The organism is Rhodopila sp., from assembly GCF_965276935.1.
In the GTDB taxonomy this organism is placed as follows: domain Bacteria; phylum Pseudomonadota; class Alphaproteobacteria; order Acetobacterales; family Acetobacteraceae; genus Rhodopila.
The window spans coordinates 948960-966741 of record NZ_CBDIBS010000004.1 but is presented as its reverse complement, the minus strand read 5'-3'; the positions used below and the strand labels follow the sequence as shown (position 1 = coordinate 966741).

General features: G+C 61.6%; 14 protein-coding genes and 1 tRNA gene. 5 read left to right on the top strand and 10 right to left on the bottom strand.

The features are described 5' to 3' along the window. Positions 1 to 523: 523 nt before the first annotated feature. On the top strand, positions 524 to 2761 hold the full coding sequence (locus ACQY4S_RS20725; protein ID WP_428487091.1) for an acyltransferase family protein: 2238 nt from the start codon (positions 524 to 526) through the stop codon (positions 2759 to 2761). Between the two features lie 197 nt (positions 2762 to 2958). Next, complete coding sequence (locus tag ACQY4S_RS20720) at positions 2959 to 3525, top strand: NUDIX hydrolase (RefSeq protein WP_428487090.1); 567 nt, start codon at positions 2959 to 2961, stop codon at positions 3523 to 3525. Between the two features lie 378 nt (positions 3526 to 3903). On the opposite strand, the gene ACQY4S_RS20715 is transcribed toward ACQY4S_RS20720, so the two are convergent. The 5 genes from ACQY4S_RS20715 to ACQY4S_RS20695 form a co-directional block, all read right to left on the bottom strand. Continuing rightward, positions 3904 to 4089: a hypothetical protein gene (locus ACQY4S_RS20715; RefSeq protein ID WP_428487089.1), complete on the bottom strand. Its 186-nt coding sequence runs from the start codon at positions 4087 to 4089 to the stop codon at positions 3904 to 3906. 144 nt (positions 4090 to 4233) lie between these two features. Further along, positions 4234 to 4308: transfer RNA gene (locus tag ACQY4S_RS20710), tRNA-Met, on the bottom strand. Positions 4309 to 4352: 44 nt separating this feature from the next. Further along, positions 4353 to 5174 (bottom strand): N-acetylmuramoyl-L-alanine amidase, encoded by an 822-nt coding sequence (locus ACQY4S_RS20705; RefSeq protein ID WP_428487088.1) that lies wholly within the window; start codon positions 5172 to 5174, stop codon positions 4353 to 4355. Then, on the bottom strand, positions 5171 to 5953 hold the full coding sequence (locus ACQY4S_RS20700) for a TerB family tellurite resistance protein (protein ID WP_428488469.1): 783 nt from the start codon (positions 5951 to 5953) through the stop codon (positions 5171 to 5173). Before ACQY4S_RS20700 ends, ACQY4S_RS20705 begins: the two co-directional genes overlap by 4 nt. Before the next feature lie 90 nt (positions 5954 to 6043). Further along, positions 6044 to 6583 carry a VOC family protein gene (locus ACQY4S_RS20695; RefSeq protein ID WP_428487087.1) on the bottom strand — a complete coding sequence of 180 codons (540 nt, stop codon included), beginning with the start codon at positions 6581 to 6583 and terminating at the stop codon, positions 6044 to 6046. 79 nt (positions 6584 to 6662) lie between these two features. Between ACQY4S_RS20695 and ACQY4S_RS20690 the strand changes: the two genes are divergently transcribed. Both ACQY4S_RS20690 and ACQY4S_RS20685 read left to right on the top strand, forming a co-directional pair. Beyond that, a complete protein-coding gene (locus ACQY4S_RS20690) occupies positions 6663 to 7463 on the top strand; it encodes a putative hydro-lyase (protein WP_428487086.1) in 801 nt (266 codons plus the stop codon). Positions 7464 to 7511: 48 nt separating this feature from the next. Next, the gene (locus ACQY4S_RS20685) at positions 7512 to 8417 is read left to right on the top strand and encodes a glutamate cyclase domain-containing protein (RefSeq protein ID WP_428487085.1); all 906 of its coding nucleotides are present in this window, start codon (positions 7512 to 7514) and stop codon (positions 8415 to 8417) included. A gap of 340 nt (positions 8418 to 8757) precedes the next feature. Here ACQY4S_RS20685 and ACQY4S_RS20680 read toward each other — a convergent pair whose 3' ends face one another. Together ACQY4S_RS20680 and ftsH are read right to left on the bottom strand one after the other, a co-directional pair. Further along, complete coding sequence (locus ACQY4S_RS20680; RefSeq protein ID WP_428487084.1) at positions 8758 to 9786, bottom strand: ADP-polyphosphate phosphotransferase; 1029 nt, start codon at positions 9784 to 9786, stop codon at positions 8758 to 8760. 307 nt (positions 9787 to 10093) lie between these two features. After that, positions 10094 to 11992 carry an ATP-dependent zinc metalloprotease FtsH gene (ftsH, locus tag ACQY4S_RS20675; RefSeq protein WP_428487083.1) on the bottom strand — a complete coding sequence of 633 codons (1899 nt, stop codon included), beginning with the start codon at positions 11990 to 11992 and terminating at the stop codon, positions 10094 to 10096. Positions 11993 to 12402: 410 nt separating this feature from the next. On the opposite strand from ftsH, the gene ACQY4S_RS20670 reads away from it, so the two are divergent. Beyond that, positions 12403 to 13152 (top strand): SDR family NAD(P)-dependent oxidoreductase, encoded by a 750-nt coding sequence (locus ACQY4S_RS20670; protein ID WP_428487082.1) that lies wholly within the window; start codon positions 12403 to 12405, stop codon positions 13150 to 13152. 546 nt (positions 13153 to 13698) lie between these two features. Here ACQY4S_RS20670 and ACQY4S_RS20665 read toward each other — a convergent pair. The 3 genes from ACQY4S_RS20665 to ACQY4S_RS20655 form a co-directional block, all read right to left on the bottom strand. Then, positions 13699 to 14469: a Bax inhibitor-1/YccA family protein gene (locus ACQY4S_RS20665; RefSeq protein WP_428487081.1), complete on the bottom strand. Its 771-nt coding sequence runs from the start codon at positions 14467 to 14469 to the stop codon at positions 13699 to 13701. 151 nt (positions 14470 to 14620) lie between these two features. Beyond that, entirely contained in the window at positions 14621 to 17122 is a 2502-nt protein-coding gene (locus tag ACQY4S_RS20660; protein WP_428487080.1) for an ABC transporter permease, read from the bottom strand. Continuing rightward, positions 17122 to 17778, bottom strand: coding sequence for an ABC transporter ATP-binding protein (locus tag ACQY4S_RS20655; protein ID WP_428488468.1), 657 nt, complete (start codon positions 17776 to 17778; stop codon positions 17122 to 17124). The genes ACQY4S_RS20660 and ACQY4S_RS20655 overlap by 1 nt, the downstream gene beginning before the upstream one ends. Between the last annotated feature and the right edge of the window lie 4 nt (positions 17779 to 17782).

The following is a 17782-nucleotide window of genomic DNA, read 5'->3' as shown; positions in this document are numbered from 1 at the left end:
CGTCGTATGTTCCGGCTATCTCCCGCTTTAACCAGGCGACACATTTTGCGCCATTTTCACTTCCAAATTTACGTTAAAGCCGCCCGAGGGCTGTTACGACGTCACTCCGACCTGGAAAGCCTTTGAGAATTGAAGAGCTAAAACCCATTCCGTCGATACTACTTGCTTGCCGCATGAAGCGTCTCTCTGATGTGGCTCTATCAAGCAGCTTTTCTTCAAAGCTGCTCATCCGCCGTCCAAAGCCACAAATTACCCTATTCTACTATAGCGGGCATGACAAGATATCATCACAACCCTTGATGCGACGCACCTTGCTGGCGTCCCCTAGCTGGAAGTATCCAAACAGGACTGTGCGTCCGAGACTCCGATCCCCTGCAGCCTGTTGATCTATGGAACCGCATCGGCAAGCTGCTGGATGACGTGTCCGTCCAGGAGTGTGGCAACTACCTTTGGAATTCCGGTTATGGTGTAACCTGATCGGAAAATGCTCTGGGGCGGAGCAGTTTCTTTGGGAGAGACAGCGGTGTTGGCAAGATCGACGGGTAGGTGGAGGCATGCGAACAGCAACTTTGACGCCCTGCGGATCTTCGCCGTACTAGTCGTGCTCTACGGCAACGGCTACATCCTAACAGGGGCTCTGGCCCCCGGCCTATGGGGCGAACCCTTCTTCCTCATTGGGTTGCACCTGCTGTTCGCCATCAGCGGTTTCCTGCTGGCCGATAGTTGGCAGCGCGACCCGGACTGGTGCCGCTATGCCATTCGGCGCGCCCTGCGACTGCTGCCCGGCCTCTTCGCCGCCGTCCTGTTGACCGTGCTGGTGATCGGGCCGCTCGCGACCCGCCTGTCATTGCGCTTCTACCTGCTGAACGGACAGACCTTCCGCTATTTCGCCAACTTTGTCCTGATCCAGCAGCGGACCCTGCCGCGGGTGTTCGAGGGGCAGCAATGGAGCGGTTCGGTGAACCCGATGCTGTGGACCCTGCTGGCGGGCAGCCTGCTGGCGGCGTGCGTGCCGCTTGCCACGGTCCTGCCGGCTCGCTTGCGGCCGCTGGCGCTGCTGGCGGTCTGTCTCGTCGTCGGCGGCCTCAGCCAGTTTCTCGCGCCGTTCCCAGACGGCCGCTGGTTCCAGTTTCTGCCTCTCGAAGTCCGGCTGGTCCTGGCCGAGGCGCCCTTCTTCCTTGCAGGCATGGCGTGGCGGCACCTGGACCGCGGCGACGGCAGCGCATTTCGCGCCGATGTCGCCATGCTGTGTTTCGCAGCCAACTGGCTGGTGGCTTCATGGTGGAGCGACTGGGCCGTCCCGCTGCTCTGGCTCACGGTGCCCTACATGGCCGCCTGCTTTGGCCGCCGGTCGGCGCCGCTGCTCCGCCGCCTGCCCAATATCTCCTACGGCATGTATCTGATCGCCTTCCCGGTGCAGCAGTCGATCGTGTCGCTGTTCCCGCGATTCGCGCATCCGATCATCGCCTGCACGCTGGCCGCGGCGCTGCTGGGCATCCTGTTCTGGTTCCTGGTGGAGCGTCCGGCGCTGCGTCTCGGCCGACGCCGGCTGCTGGTTCCGCCGGCTGCCAGCGTCCTGGCTTCGGCACAGGTGGCGCCACGACGTTGTGAATGCACCCCGCAACCCCATGCGTCGCCACCGGGCAGCCCGCGCGACAACAACTTCGACGCCCTGCGCATCTTTGCCGCCATCCTGGTGATCTATGGTCACGGACGCGATCTGGCGGGCGGCGCCGATCCCGGCCTTTGGGGTGAGCCGCTGGCGCGTATCGGACTCGACATTTTTTTCTCCATCAGCGGCTTCCTCGTCACCACAAGCTGGGAACGCGATCCCAGGCCGCTCGCTTTTCTTGCCAAGCGGGCGCTGCGCATTTTTCCAGGTCTTATCGTCTGCATTCTGGTAACCGCGTTCCTGCTGGGGCCTGCCGTCTCGACAATGTCGCCGGGCGCGTATTTCTCCAGCCCCGGCACCTATACCTACCTTGCCAACATGGCGCTCTATGCCAGGCAGCATCTGCCCGGTGTATTCACCACCCTGCAACACGGTGCGGCAGTGAACGGCTCGCTCTGGAGCCTGTTCCCGGAGTGGCTGTGCTACCTGACCGTGCCCCTTTCCGCCCTGTTGACGCGCCGCCTGCGCGCCTGTGCGCTGTCGGTCGCCGCGCTGGCGTGCGGCGGCATCGGCGTGCTGCTATTCCTGGCGCCGGCGGACCGACAGATCGTCTTCTACGGCGCCAGTCTCCACTACATGCTGGTGCAGGTGCCGCTGTTCCTGATGGGCGGCCTGTTCGGCCTGATGCGACGCCGCAACGGCCTACTGGGCGGAGCTGACCTCTGCCTGCTGTTCCTGACCCTGAACTTCGGCATCTCCACTTGGTTCGGCTGGTGGAGCCTACCGATCGAGTGGCTCACTATGCCCTACATGGTCATCTCGTTCGGGCTGCTGTCGCTGCCCGGGCTCAACCGGGTTGGCCGCTTCGGCGACCTTTCCTATGGCCTGTATCTCTACGCCTTCCCGATGCAGCAGTTGGTGCTATACTTCTTGCCTGGCATCCAGGCGCCGATTGCGGCATGCACGCTGCTCACGCTGCTGATCGCTTTGCTATCCTGGCACCTGGTTGAAAAACCCGCCCTTCGCCTGAAGCCTGGCACCCCGTCCGACGGCGCGGGCGGTCCTAGCAAGCCATGGAGGCTCGGGTTGCACACGCTGAAGACGGCCGCGAAGCCTTCGTCATCCCTTGGGTGCGGCGTGAAGTCATGAGCGCCCATGTTCTCAATACCGGTCCTTTCGACAGCGCCCTTCAACAGCGCCACCGCAGCGCCTGAGGGTCTTGGCGCCCCCAACAATGATGCAGGTTTCAATCATGTCCGACAGGATCGGCAAGCTTTAGAGGATCCTGACCGACCCGGAACCGAAAATGCCGTATCGTCTGGCCTGTTCAACTGGTATCCTTGCTCATGGATCAGAAATGGATCAGCGTTCATTCAGAGGCGATATTGAAGGACCGCTGGATCGACCTGCGGGCGGACGACTGTGTCACGCCAATTGGGAAGCAGATTAGCCCATACTATGTGCTCACCTATCCGGATTGGGTGCATGTGGTGGCTGTAACATCGGATAGTAAGCTCGTTCTGGTCCGGCAGTATCGCCATGCGGTCAATACGATGGTCCTTGAACTGCCGGGCGGAGCGGTTGACCCTGCGGATGCAGATCCTGAACAAGCGGCACGTCGCGAGCTGGAGGAAGAGACCGGGTTCACGGCGCGGAACTGGCAATTGATCAGCAGCCTATATCCAAATCCCGCCACGCAGACGAACCGCATTCATGCCTATCTTGCCCTAGATGCTGTCCGCACTCGTGTGCCGCGATTGGATGCGGGCGAGGAAGGACTTCAGGTCTGTATTATTCCGATCAACGAGATCGTAGATGGACTTGGGGCTGGCATACTCGGGCAGTCGATGCAGGTGGGAGCAGTTCTCATCGGGCTTGCGATAGCCGGCCACCTCAAGTTAACTTCTAAGTAATTTTCGTCCGGCTCGGTTGACGCCGTGACGCCGCAGGTATGCTGCCACGGTCGCTAGCGCCTTCTGCAACACAGAACGCCTTGTCATTTCTATAGCTTGCGCCGGCTTACCCAGCAGCAGGCCTTTGCCGCCCACGCCGCTCGTCGGGCCGTTGAACCGACATCAGGCAGCGGGCCGAATTTTTCTTTCCGCTTGGCAATATGTAACAGTCGGCTTGGGAGGCCGGTTCGGCGATTTGATCGCCCTGCCTGCCGGCTGACGCCCGCGCGCTACCGCAGCCAGACGGCTCGCGTGCTGCGGTAGTGCAAGTCGGGCCGGGGAGTAGTTCGTTACTTTGGTAGATAAAAAGCGTCATGATCTGGGCGACCCACGGCCGGGTCAGAAGTTGTTGTCCGCGCGTGTAGAGCGAGATTGCCTTGTCGTCGAAGCCCTCGCCGCGCCGGCCGGCATCAGCCGGTTCAGCGGGGCTTTATTCAACTCACCCAGCGGGCCGTCCTGGCGCATCACCGACGACGGGTCCTGGCCGCAAAGCAGTCCTTCAATCAACTCATTGCGTATGCTCATGGGTCTCTCCAAGCCCGTCAGCGGGCTTTACCATGACCCCTTAAAGAAGGTTTCGGATAGGCTTCCAGTCTGCGCTGGGTGGACCAACTCCAGGCTGGAGATGAAATTTGGAATTTTGCGGACGCCTCCGGATAGGGTCGTGGATGGTAGCGGCGGACGGATTTGAACCGCCGACCAAGGGATTATGATTCCCCTGCTCTACCGCTGAGCTACGCCGCCAGCCGGTCGGGACATGGCGCACATACTAGCCCGTCCGTGCAACGTCAACCGTCTCGCACAAGCCGCAACACGCCTTGCAACCGAACTAGCGTGCCATCATCGGCTTGGCCGCTGATTGCCTCTGGTCGCCAATGCCGCTGAAAGGCTCGCAGCACGGTGGACAAGGCGGGATCCAGGCCACCCTCGGGCGCGATCCGATAGCCGATCTCATTGAGCGCCGACCGGACCGGCCGCAGGCTGACGGGATCGCGCACCCCGCCAGTTCGGCCAAGGTCCGGAACATCGTGGGGCCAAAGTCCCACGCCATTCTCCGCCAATTCCTGCCAGTCGAACCGCTCGCCCGGATCTTGCTTGCGGTCTGGTGCGACATCACTGTGGCCGATGACGTTGCGCGCCGGGATGGGATGGCGTGCCATCAGCAGCAGGCACAGGTCGCACACGGCGGCTACCTGCAAGACCGGAAAATCGCGATAACCCCACTCATGCCCTGGATTGACGATCTCGATCCCGATGGACCGGCCGTTCAATTCCGCATGCCCGCGCCAGTGCGACACGCCGGCATGCCAGGCCCGCCGGTCCTCCGGCACCAGGCGCGCGACTGATCCGTCCTCGTCCACGATGTAGTGCGAGGACACCTTCGCGGCGGGATCGCGTAGCCGATCGACGGCTTCGCGAGGTGTTTTCATGCCGGTGTAGTGCAGGACCAGCATATCGATTGGAACGCCATCGGGCCTGGCGTCGTGGTTGGGGCTGGGCAGGTCCTGGATCGGCAGGGCAGGGCGGTCGCACGCTGCTAGCGGGCGGTCAACCGGCCGCAGATGTGGCGCGTGGTCAAGCGACCGCAGTTGCGGCGGGCGGTGGTTCACAGACCGCGTTCCCGCTTGATCCGGTCCCAGGCAGCATTGATCCGCGCCACCTTGTCGCTGGCGCGTGCCACGAAATCCTGCGGCACCCCGCGCGCGGCCAGAGTGTCGGGGTGGTTTTCCCGCATCAGTCGCTTCCAGGTCGCGTGCAATTCTTCGCCGCTGGCGGATCGCGACAGGCCGAGTTGCTGGTATGGATCATCCTCGGGCGTTGCCGGCGACTGGCGGGACGTGCCGCCGAACGCGCGGTCCCAGGCAGCCTGATCCAGCCCCAGGCGCCGATGGACGCGGCGCAGGAAATCCTGCTCGCGAGTGTTTAACGGACCATCGGCGCGGGCAATCAGGAACAGTGCCTTCAGGACTTCTTCCAATGTGCCGCGGTTGTCGCCGAAGGTTTCCCCAAGCTGAGCCGCGTAAGGTTCAAAGGAATCATTGCTGTCGCGCGCCTGGTCGAACATCCGGCCGATGTTGCGGGCGGATTCGGGCGGGATGCGGAAATGCCGCTTGAAAGCGTCGATCTCCTCCCGTTTCACCGCGCCGTCGGCTTTGCAAAGCTTGGCCGCCAGGACCGTGACGGTCACTGCAAACACCTCTTCCTTGCGACCCAGCATTCCGGCGACCCGAGCCGGTGTGAATGGCATATCCTGCCCGAACGGCAGCCGCATGCTTTGGATCGTGCCGGAATCCGCGGCGTGACCCAAGGCCGCGCCAATCACCGCGCCATATGGTCCGGCTACAAAGAAGCCAGCCGTGCCGCCAATAAGCTTGCCCCAATATCCCATTCTCACATGTTACCATCGTTGTACGGATTGGAGCAAAACACGAACGTCCTGTTGCCGCCGCTTTTGTGCCCGCCGTATTTGTCGCCACTTCTATGATCGCAGCAGCGCTGGATCATTCAACCTAGTGTTCTGGCCGACCACCGGATCGGCGATCGCGGCTTCAAGACTGCTTGCGCCTTTCCATTCATGGGCGGGACGGGCCTCGCCACCGGCAGCGATCTGATCAATACCCCAATAGATTTCTAGCCGGTGATTGTCGGGATCGCGGAATTCCACGGCGATCTGCACGCCCGCCCGCCGCCGCCCGTCAAAATCGATCGAAACATCATGCCTGCGCAGGTGATCGCGTGCCAGGACGACCTCATCCAGCGTAGCGACCTCGAAAGCCAGGTGGTGCAGGCCAGCGCCGGCCGGATTCGCCTCGGTCGCCTTGAACAGCGCAACGCCGTGATGATCCGGGCTGCAGCGCAGGAAGACGGCGCCCCCAGGCATCATATCGTCCTGGTATATATCGGATACATGGAACCCCAGGATGTCCTGGTAGAAACGGGTGGAGCGCGCGACGTCCGCCACATAAAGCGCTACATGGCCGATTTTGCCGATCTGAAAGGGAAGGCTGCCTGCGTTCATGATTGGGTTCCTCCGGTCGGTGATTTATGCCTTATTCAAAACCCTGCTAACCTGATGCCAACAGTGACGGAGGCCGATGATGAACGCCATAACAGATATGCGCGCCAACGCCGGAGAACGGGAGAGGTTGCGGATCAGATCCGGCGCCTTCACCGGCCCAACCGCTGGGTTGGCACCTGGAAACGTCCAGGCAAACCTCGTCATCCTGCCAAAGGCGCTGGCGCACGATTTTCTGCGGTTCGCCCAAGCCAACCCCAAGCCGTGCCCGGTCCTGGCTGTCTCGGAAGCCGGTAATCCCGGTTTTCCCACCTTGGGCAAGGTGCTGGACATCCGTAACGACCTGCCACGCTATCGGGTGTGGCGGGATGGTGAACTGGTGGCGGAGCCGACCGACGTCCGCGATGTCTGGCGCGACGATCTGGTCAGCTTCGCCATCGGCTGCTCCTTCTCCTTTGAGGAAGCGCTGATCAACGATGGGATCGAGGTCCGCCACATCGCCTGTGGATCAAACGTGCCGATGTACCGGACCAATATTCCCTGCGTGTCGGCCGGCGTGTTCAACGGGCCGCTGGTGGTATCGATGCGGCCGCTGAAGCCGGTGGATGCGATCCGCGCGGTGCAGATCACATCGCGATTTCCGTCGGTGCATGGCGCACCGGTGCATTTGGGGATGCCGTCGATGATCGGGATTTCCGACATCGCCAAGCCCGACTACGGCGACGCGGTGCCGATCGCGGCGGATGAACTGCCGGTGTTCTGGGCGTGCGGCGTGACGCCTCAGGCGGTCATCGCGCAGGCGAAGCCGGCGTTCTGCATCACCCACGCGCCGGGCTGCATGCTGATCACCGACCTGCGCAACACTAGTCTGTCGGCGCTGTAGGCAGAAGGTTCGGCGGGCTGAGCGAGGGCGTCTGCGGTGTCGAACGACATGCGATCGCTGATCGACCGGATCGAGACGCTGCTTCATCACGACGTCGGACGCGGCATGCAAGCCGTCTTTCAGGCCAGCCGGGGCGGACTGTCAGGAGCCGCTTCCGCGCTGTCGTCCGAGGCCTCTCCGCGTATCGGTCTGATCACGGGTTTTTTCGTGCCGGGTGGCGATCCGCCCGCCGCCGAAACCGATGGTCCGGCCGGCGTGGCGCTGATGGCGCGGGGCTTCGTGCTGGCCGGCCTGCACTGCCGAGTCGCGACCGACACGCTCTGCCACTCCGCCACCCGCGCCGCATTGGATCAGGCGGGTCTCCAGGGCGTGTCGATCGACGCGATTGAACCCGGCGGTTCGATCGACGCGCCAATCGGTTGGTGGCGGCGGGACGGGATCAACTGGGTCATCGCCATCGAACGCTGCGGACCCTCGGCGGACGGCCGGCCGAGGAACATGCGAGGCACCGACATCAGCCCTTATGCCGCGCCGCTTGATCGCCTGTTCAGCGCCGGCCCGTGGCGCACCATCGCCATCGGCGACGGCGGCAACGAGATCGGCATGGGCGTGATCCCACGGCCGCTGATTGCCGGCCATGTTCCCCTGGGCGAGACCATCGGCTGTGTTGTGCCGGCTGATCATCTGGTCACCGCCGGCGTCTCGCATTGGGGAGCCTATGCCGTTCTGGCCGCGCTGGCCATGCTGCGTGCTGACTGGGCCAGCGCAATGCTTTCGTGTCTCGATCCGGCGCTAGACCTTGCGGTGATCGAAGCCATGGTGCGTGACGGTCCCGCCGTGGATGGCGTTTCGCTGCGACGCGACGTGACCATCGACTCTTATGGAATGAGCACTCATCACGAACGACTGAACTTGATCCGCACCTGTCTTCCGTGTGGTCCAGTAGCTGCCTAAAGCGAAGGTTCCGCCTGAAGATTGGTCCGCTTTCGCTAATGCCTCGTCCATGGTTGAGATCGCGCTAAAGTTCAAGCGCATGGCTCAGGATTACCAACTGCGAGAGAGCATCCGGTCGTGACGGCGCTGCATATCGTGTGACCGCGAGACACTGATGCCGCAACGCTGCCAGACCAAATTATGATTTGGCGCAAAAACAGATTGCCAAAGCCCGGCTTGGCGGATCAGTCGCTTTCGAGCCAGCCGGATTATCTAAAAGAAGAACCTTGATGTCTTGCAGCCTGCTGATGTCTGCAAGGGTTTGTCTCTTGATCGCCTTCTTGTCGTTATGGGTCTCACGTTATTCCGTCAGTCGCTCGCGAACCGAAAGCAGCTCCCGCCTACGGTCGTCGGTGCTTGCCGGAAAGGACAATTTCAGATCTTCAAGCGCCTCGACAACGATCTGCGACACGATCAGCCGAGTGTTCCTTTTGTCGTCGGCAGGAACGATGTGCCAGGGAACGTTCGTGGTGCTCGTCGCGCTCAGGCATTCTTCATAAGCCGTCATGTATTGTTCCCAGTGTTGGCGCTCCTCGATATCGGCTGGGCTAATCTTCCAGTTCTTCTCCGGGTTGTCGATCCGCTCGAGGAAGCGCTTTCGCTGCTCATGCTTTGACAGATGCAGAAAGAATTTGACGATGCGGGTGCCGTTTTCATGCAGGTGCCGTTCAAGGTTCCTGATGGATCGATACCGGCCTTGCCAGATCGCCTTGTCGTTGTCCGGCAGGTCTGGCAGTCCCTGATTTCGCAGGATTTCAGGGTGTACCCGGACAATCAGCACTTCCTCATAGTAGGATCGGTTGAAGATGCCGATCCTTCCACGTTCCGGCAGATCACGCGTGGTGCGCCATAGAAAGTCGTGCTGTAGCTCGACGGGGCTTGGGTGTTTAAAGCTGAACACCTGACAGCCTTGTGGGTTGACGCCTGACATGACGTGCGAGATGGCACCGTCTTTCCCAGCCGCATCCATGGCCTGGAAGATGAGCAGAAGCGCATAGGTATTGGACGCGTAAAGCAGTTGCTGCTGCGCGCTGAGTTGCGCGACATGATCTTCCAGCATTTTCTGATAATCGCCCTTTGACTTGTAGAATCGTTCGACTTTGGTCGGCCACTTTCCTAGATTGACGTCTTTGCCCTCATGAACGCGGAACGCCGTTGCGTTAATCTTCATGTTCATCCTTTGAGCCAGTGACGCCCGCCCAACGAGCCCAAGATGGGCAAGAACCCGGGTCTTGACCTTGTCGGGACACAGCCGAGCATCGCCGCTGCGGCGCGTCGTCGCCATAACCGAGAAGAATACGTTGTGATTTACTGCCCGGCCACCGGTCATCGTCGATTGCGAACGTCAAGTATTCCGCCAGCCAAATGACCGAGCAGTTGACCGTCGTGTCGGTTAGGGATGTAGCCTGCGTCATATCGGGCGCCGGTGCAGATCAACATTGAGCAGTCAAGCAAACACTCATGGCGGCCTACGCGACCGCGATGCTGATCGTGCGGTGCTGGAGCTGTTAAACGAACGCTTATCCGCCGTAAATCGGCATGGCTTCGGGTGGCCGGTTAGTCCGTGCGGCGTGACAGGACAGACGCCCAGCGACGCGGCCCGGCTGTCTGTAAACTCGATTTCGCCGCATGTGCTATCAACTAGAACTATTTGATAAAACTGGTTCAGGAAGCGAACGGGCGTTAGCAGACTCCGGCAAGACATGTTCACCAAACTTCGGGTCGGATTTACAGGCAATCCGCCTGATGTCGTCGGCCGACAGCGTTTCCTTCGCGAGCAGCTCCGTTGCAGTTCGATCCAGCAGGTTGCGGTGAGCGGCCAGGATCGCCACGGCACCATGAAACGCCTCATCGATCAACGCGCGAACAGCGTCGTCAATTGCCGTGGCGGTTTCCTCACCATAGCTTCTTGGCCGCCAATCCCCTCCGGCTGGCGTTCCCAACGGCGCCCGAGTTTCAGGTTCGTAGCTGACCTGGCCGAGCTTGGGGTCCATGCCGAAACGGACGACCATGCTGCGGGCAATATCGGTAGCCCTGGCGAGATCGTCGCTGGCACCGGTGGAAACCTGCGCATAAATCAAGCTTTCGGCCGCTCGACCGCCGAGGAGGACCGTCATCCGGTTGATAAGTTCGGTGCGGTCCATCAGGAAGCGGTCCTCGATTGGCCGTTGCATCGTGTAGCCAAGCGCGCCGATACCGCGCGGAATGATCGAGATCTTCTGGACGGGATCCACCCCAGGCAAAGCCATCGCCACCAATGCATGCCCCATCTCGTGGTGCGCGACGACATCACGCTCATGAACGTTAAGAATGCGATTGCGCTTTTCCAGCCCAGCAACGATCCGTTCAATCGCCTGGGTGAAATCCTCCAACGTGACGTCCGTGCCTGACCGGCGGGTTGCTAGAAGAGCCGCCTCGTTCACAAGATTGGCAAGCTCGGCGCCGGAAAAGCCCGGCGTCATCGCCGCGATTTCTTCAACCGACACCTGTTGCGCAAGCTGAATCTTTTTCAAGTGCACCTCAAGTATGGCAATCCGTCCGGCTTTGTCAGGCCGATCGACGAGAACCTGCCGGTCAAACCGGCCGGCGCGCAACAGCGCTGGATCGAGCACCTCCGGTCGGTTGGTGGCGGCAAGCAAAACGACCCCACTGCTCGGGTCGAAGCCATCGAGTTCGCTCAGAAGTTGGTTAGGCGTCTGTTCCTTTTCATCGTGACCGCCGCTTGCCGTGAATGATCCCCGGGCGCGGCCAAGTGCATCGAGCTCGTCGATAAACACGATGCCTGGCGCACTCTTCCGCGCCTGCTCGAACAAGTCACGCACACGAGAGGCACCTACGCCGACGAACATTTCGACGAATTCCGAGCCAGAGATCGAGAAAAACGGAACCCCGGCTTCGCCGGCAACTGCGCGTGCAAGAAGGGTTTTGCCGGTGCCGGGCGGTCCAACCAAAAGAACGCCCTTCGGCATACGTGCGCCGAGACGGCTATGACCGGCGGGATCCTTGAGGAATTCCACCACTTCGCGCAGCTCATCCTTGGCCTCTTCAACACCGGCGACATCTGAAAAGGTGACCTTGGTGTCCGTCTCGACATAAGCCTTGGCCTTGCTTTTGCCGACGGCCATAAGGCCGCCCAACCCCTGGCCACTCATTCGCCTAATCATGAACACCCACAACAGCAGGAAGCCAAGAGACGGGAGTATCCAGCCAAGGGCTGTCACGAGAAGGCTGGGGGGCGGTTCGCCGGAGAAGGAAAGCTTCGCATCAGTCAACCTGGCTGCCAGCTCTGGCGGAACGCGGTAGGTCAGGAACCTGGTTGGCTCCTTCGGTTTAGTATCATTCAGCGTGCCGCTGATCTCCCTTGTGCCGATCACGAGGTCGCTAACCTTTTTCTGGTTTAGCAGTTGCTCGAACTCACTGTAGGGAATGGTTTTAACTTGCGTCCGATATGGCAGAATGTCCTGGATCAGCATGACCCCGATCAGCGCGGCGATGATGTACCAGAAATTGATATGATGCTCGCGCTTGATCTCCATGGACAACTCCAAACAGTATCGTCTGTTTTGTTATGTCACTCAAACCGCGTCTGAGCGTCGGAAATGGCTCCAGCAAGTAGTCCAGGTGTGTGGCTCCGCCATCATGCCGCGCACTCCTGTCATGATGCTCAGCGCCCACTACAATGGTCGTAGGTGTGGATGAGGAACGTCTTGCATCATGCAGTGGTTCCGCATGCTGAGCGAGGGTGAACTGTTCGTGGTCAACAATGTGGAGACCGATGTCATGGCGCTGAAATCGCGTGATGACCGAACCTTGACCCAGTCGCGAAAGGGTCACCGGACGCGTCGGTTTAACGCAACAGGATCCCGTACCATCGGGGTTGCATATCCCTTGCCACACCTCGCCCCGCAGCGTACGCTTTGTCCATACAACGGAGCACAGGATGCGAATGGCAAGCGAAACCAGGGTTGTGCTCGTCACGGGTGGCCAACAGGGAATCGGCAGGGCGATGGCGATCGCCTTTGCTTCCGCCGGCGCGGATGTCGCGATCAATTGGCTCGACGACAAGGCGGCGGCCGAGGATGTGGCCGCCGCGGTGCATCAGCTTGGCAGGGACGCACTGTTGATCCGTGCGGATGTCGGCAAGCTGGACGACATCAAGACCCTGATCGAGACAACCGTGGCGTGGCAGGACCGGCTTGATGTGCTGGTCAACAACGCCGGCGTCTTCCCACGCGTGCCATTCCTGGACATGACCGAGGCCGATTGGGACTTCGTCGTCGACATCAACCTGAAGGGCAGTGCCTTTTGCGCGCAGGCCGCGGCGCGGACGATGGTCGCGAAAAAGACGCGAGGTGCGATCCTGAACCTTTCATCGCGATCGATTGGCGGCGCTGCCCTGGGCGTGCATTACTCGGCAACCAAAAACGGGGTGGTTGGCCTGACGCGCTCCATGGCCCTGGCGCTGGCGCCGAACGGCATTCGGGTCAACGCCATTGCGCCAGGCCTGACGGATACGGCTCAGCCGCGCTATGGCCATAATGAACAGGAGTTATATCAAATGGGCCGCGCCGTGCCGCTCGGCCGGATGGGTACGCCGGACGATATTGCTAAGCTGGCGGTATTTCTTGCATCCGATGATGCGAGCTACATTACTGGCCAAGTCTATCACATCAACGGCGGTGCCTACATGGCTTGACAGCACGGGATGCCTTGGCGTCGCCCGATCGTATTACCATGTCAGTGCACCACCCCGCGTCCTGGACGGGCTTTATCGCATTGGTGCGCCAAACGCCGTATGACAGCCGTAGCTGTCCAACCCATCACAAGATCGGATGCCGCTGAGCTGATCCAGGCCAACATCGACAGCCGTGAGTGTCATGTGCCGTGGATGTAGCCTTCACCGACATGGAAGACTTCGAAAGCCCGTTCGGCCAGCTCATGACAAGACCCAATGTCAGCGCCATAGCAGAGAAGGGTTTCCGCGCCATCATTGAAGTTGCAAGCCTCAACCAGATCGTCCGAGGCTTGTTTCAGAGTTGCTATCCTCGGTACTACGCCATGGCCGTATACGCGCGGCTTGGCCTAATGGCCCAGGCAGTCCGTCTCACGGCGTGCTACGCCTTTGATGAAAGTGGGCTGCACCGCGCGACAGACTTCGCTAGGTCCCTCGAAAAAGAGGGCACCCGTATACGAAAAAGGGCGGGGAAAACCCCCGCCCTTGAAGGCTGAGCAGCCGGTCCCGCTAATTATTGTTGCGGTTACCCAGAAGCTGCAACAGCATCATAAACAGGTTGATGAAATTAAGATACAGGCTAAGTGCATCATAGACACTGCGCTTAGCCGCGCCATCCGCGCCTTCGGCATAGGCCAACTGCACATAGCTGGACTTGATCCGCTGCGTGTCGTAGGCGGTCAGGCCAACAAACACCACGACGCCAATGATGCTGACAGCGAACTGCAGTGCACTGCTGTGGAAGAAGAGGTTGGCCAGGCTGGCGATAATGATGCCAAACAGGCCCATCATCAGAAAGCTGCCCATGCGGGTCAGATCGGACCGTGTGGTGTAGCCATAGATGCTGGTCGCGGCAAAGGTGCCGGCGGTGATGAAGAACACCCGCACGATCGACTCGCTGGTATAGACCAGAAAGATGTTCGTCAGGCTGGCGCCCATCGCCGCGCAAAATACCCAGAAAAGAGCCTGTGCAGCCGATGTGGACAGTTTGTTGACACCCAGCGACAGCACCAGCACAAAACCCAGTGGTGCGAACATTGTGATCATTGCCAGGGCGGTCGGCTGGTGGGTAAAGCCAAACGGCGTCTGCACCAACGGGTAGAATGCGTTAATCAGACTGGTGTTCGCAATCAAGTACGCGACCACGCCGGTCAGCAAAAGGCCGGACGCCATCCAGTTGTAGACCCGCAGCATATAAGCCCGAAGACCGGCGTCGAGGACGGCGGCATTCGTAGCGGCGGATGCCCTTGGATAGGCCCGGAAATCCGGACTATAAGCCATGGTTCCCTGTTCCTTTCGAGCGCAAGCTCGTGTTAGTTATACCGATCATTTCCCCAACAACAAAGTCACCTTGCAGCGCCCTGCCGCGGGGAGATGAACCGGACGTTACAAAAGCTCCGTCAGCGGGCCGGACGGAGACTGACAAATTCTGCTACTCGTTCCTCAGGAGTGGCGCCGGCCTGGCCCGCAATGCCGCCGATGTACCAGCATAGCCGAACAGCAGCATGATTGCGAGGGCTCCCGCAAGCACCGAAATAAGCGTAACCGGCAGAAAAATCCAGTCCGTGTGCATAATGTAATTCGTCACGCCGAAGCTTGCCGCCGATCCGACCACCGCGGCGATCAGTCCAGCAACAAGGCCGAGCAGGCCAAACTCCGTCAGCCAGGCGGCGCGGATTTGCTGGCGCGTGGCGCCCAAAGTCTTCAGGATCACGGCCTCCCGCACCCGGCGACGCTGGCCGGCGGCGATCGCGCCCACCAGCACGAAGCTACCCGCCAACAGCGTCAGCGCACCGGTCGCGGTCAGCGCGGCGGCAATCTGGTTCAACAGGCCGGAGATGGCGGACAGCACATCCTCCACCCGGATGCCGGTCACGTTCGGCAACGCATCGGTAACCCCGCGCAGCAGAGGACCTTGATCGGCATCGTCGACCCGTACTGTTGCGATATGAGTATGCGGTGCGTGCGATAGCAGGCCGGGGCTGGCGACCATGAAGAAGTTGATCGACAACGATTGCCAGGCAATGTCACGGAAGTTGGCGATCTTCAAGTCAATGTCACGGCCCAGCACGTTCACCCGGATGACGTCGCCAATGCTCAGGTGCCAGCCTCGCGCCAGGCCGGCATCAAACGAGACTTCCGGCGGCCCGTCGTATTTTGGCGGCCACCAGGCGCCGGCGACAATGCGTGTGCCGTTCGGCGGCGTAGCGGAATAGGTTAGGCCGCGATCGCCGCGCAGCGCCCAGGCAGTGTCCGGCGTGGTGACCACCTGCTCGACCGGCACGCCTTTCACCGCTACGACACGTGCCCGCATGGACGGCACCTCATGCATGTCGTGCACGCCGGGTTGGGCCTCGACAAGGGACTCGAACTTGGCAAGCTGGTCGTTCTGAATGTCAATAAAGAAGAAGCTGGGAGCGTTGACCGGCAACTGCTGCTGGATCTGATGCTGCATGTTGCCCTGAATGAGCGCCACCGATGCCAATGTAGACAATCCCAACCCAGCCGAAAGCAGCAGCAGCGGGGTTGATGCGCCAGGCCGATACAGGTTGCCGATCCCCAGGCGAACGGAAGGCCAGGGCAAAGCAGGGGCGATTCGTGCAAGGCGCATGACAATGAACGCGCCGCCGCGGAACAGCGCGAGGGTCAGGCTGGCGCCGGCGCAGAAGTACAAAGCAAAGCGACGGTCCGTAGCGGTAACCACTGTTAAAATCACCAGTACGGCGGCCAGCGCCACGTTCACCGCGATCAACGAGGCGGTCGGACGCGCGCCCTCCGGCACCAGGACATCGCGGAACAGCGCACCGCCGGGTATGCGCGCTGCTCGTCCCAGCGGCCACAACGCGAAGCACAGCGCGATCAGCAATCCAAAAGCTGCCGCCAGCAGCAACGGACCCGGATACAGTCCAAGCACCGGCGGCACCGGTAGGATGCCAATCAGGACGCGCCCGGCTAGCAGCGGCAGCGTCGCGCCGGCGACAAGGCCAACCAGGACACCCACCACCGCGAGCCCCATCACCTGGATCAGGCACACGGCTAAGACCAGGCGGGACGATGCGCCCAGGCAGCGGAGGGTCGCGATGGTACTCGCCCGCGCGTCCAGCCAGGCGCGTACGCCGTTGGCCACGCCGATCCCACCCACCAGCAGGGAGGTCAGTCCAACCAGGGTCAGAAACAGCGCGATCTCGTCTATAAAGCGGCTGACGCCGGGAACCGCGTCATGCGGGTCGCGCACCCGCCAGCCCTGATCGGGAAACGCCGCTCGCATTGCCGGGATCAGCTTGGCGGAATTTGCGGCGGTCAGCCGCAAATCGTACCGCACCATGGAGCCGGGGGAGATCAGGCCGGTTGCCGGCAAGGCATCGGCCGAGATCAGCACTCTAGGCCCAAGGATCGAGGCCGTCGCAACCCGGTCCGGCTCCTGCGTCAGCGCCCCGGCGACGCGGAATGTCGCACTCCCCAGACGCGCGATATCGCCAGGGTGCAGCCCAAGCCGAGCGAGCACGACCTGTTCGGCCAGCAAGCCGAAGCGGCCGTCCTGCTCGCCCAGCGCCTGCGACAGGGGTTCTGGTGGGGATGCCACGGCGGTTCCGACCAGCGGCCACGCCTTGTCCACCGCCTTTAGCTCGATCAACTGTCGCTCCCCCGATGGGGCGACCAGCATTGACCGCATCTGCGTCACGTCGGACGTCTTGGCGCCGCGCGCGTGCAGCCAGTCGCGCAGCGCGTCGGGCAGCGGCTGGTTGCCGCCATCGATGTCCAAATCGCCGCCCAGCAATGCTCGGTCGTTGGAGTCGAGGCCGGCATCCACGGAGGCCCGCAACGTCCCGACGGCGGCAATGACGCCAACGCCCAGCGCCACGCACAGCAGCACGATCCACAGGCCGCGCACGCCGCCGCGCAACTCACGGCGAGCCAGTTCGATTGCCAGCATCAGGCTGGCACTGCCGGCTCGACCTGCCCATCCGATACCTGTCCATCGGACAAATGCACCTGGCGATCGCAGCGCGTGGCCAACTCCCGGTCGTGCGTGATCAGCAGCAGCGTGGTGCCGGTGCGGCGGCGCAGCGCGAACAGCAGGTCGATCACCGTTTCCCCAGTCGCATGATCCAGATTACCAGTCGGCTCATCCGCCAACAGCAAGGCGGGTTCCGGCGCGAAGGCACGGGCCAGAGCAACCCGCTGCTGCTCGCCGCCGGATAGCTGGCCAGGCAGGTGCGTCAGGCGGTGGCTTAGTCCGACGGCGTCCAAGGCGGCGCGGGCACGGACATTGGCGTTGCGCACAGCCGCCAATTCCAATGGGATGGCGACGTTTTCCAGCGCCGTCATGGTAGGGATCAAGTGAAACGCCTGGAACACGATCCCGATCCGGTCGCGCCGCAGCTTCGCCAGCGAGTCTTCGTTTAGAGCGGTGATCTCCCGCCCATCCAGCATCACGCTGCCCGACGTTGCCCGCTCCAGCCCCGCTAGCACCATCAACAGGCTGGTCTTGCCGGAGCCGGACGGGCCAACCAGCCCGACCGCCTCCTCCTTAGCGATGTCGAGATCAATACCACGCAGGATGTTGACCTGTCCCGCTGCCGACGGCACGGTC

Bases quoted from the DNA above. Each gene is read 5' to 3' on its own strand.
- ACQY4S_RS20720 (WP_428487090.1), top strand. From the start codon at position 2,959: ATGGATCAGAAATGGATCAGCGTTCATTCAGAGGCGATATTGAAGGAC.
- ACQY4S_RS20715 (WP_428487089.1), bottom strand. From the start codon at position 4,089: ATGAGCATACGCAATGAGTTGATTGAAGGACTGCTTTGCGGCCAGGAC.
- ACQY4S_RS20700 (WP_428488469.1), bottom strand. From the start codon at position 5,953: ATGGGATATTGGGGCAAGCTTATTGGCGGCACGGCTGGCTTCTTTGTA.
- ACQY4S_RS20695 (WP_428487087.1), bottom strand. From the start codon at position 6,583: ATGAACGCAGGCAGCCTTCCCTTTCAGATCGGCAAAATCGGCCATGTA.
- ACQY4S_RS20690 (WP_428487086.1), top strand. From the start codon at position 6,663: ATGAACGCCATAACAGATATGCGCGCCAACGCCGGAGAACGGGAGAGG.
- ACQY4S_RS20685 (WP_428487085.1), top strand. From the start codon at position 7,512: ATGCGATCGCTGATCGACCGGATCGAGACGCTGCTTCATCACGACGTC.
- ACQY4S_RS20680 (WP_428487084.1), bottom strand. From the start codon at position 9,786: ATGACCGGTGGCCGGGCAGTAAATCACAACGTATTCTTCTCGGTTATG.
- ftsH (WP_428487083.1), bottom strand. From the start codon at position 11,992: ATGGAGATCAAGCGCGAGCATCATATCAATTTCTGGTACATCATCGCC.
- ACQY4S_RS20670 (WP_428487082.1), top strand. From the start codon at position 12,403: ATGGCAAGCGAAACCAGGGTTGTGCTCGTCACGGGTGGCCAACAGGGA.
- ACQY4S_RS20665 (WP_428487081.1), bottom strand. From the start codon at position 14,469: ATGGCTTATAGTCCGGATTTCCGGGCCTATCCAAGGGCATCCGCCGCT.
- ACQY4S_RS20660 (WP_428487080.1), bottom strand. From the start codon at position 17,122: ATGCTGGCAATCGAACTGGCTCGCCGTGAGTTGCGCGGCGGCGTGCGC.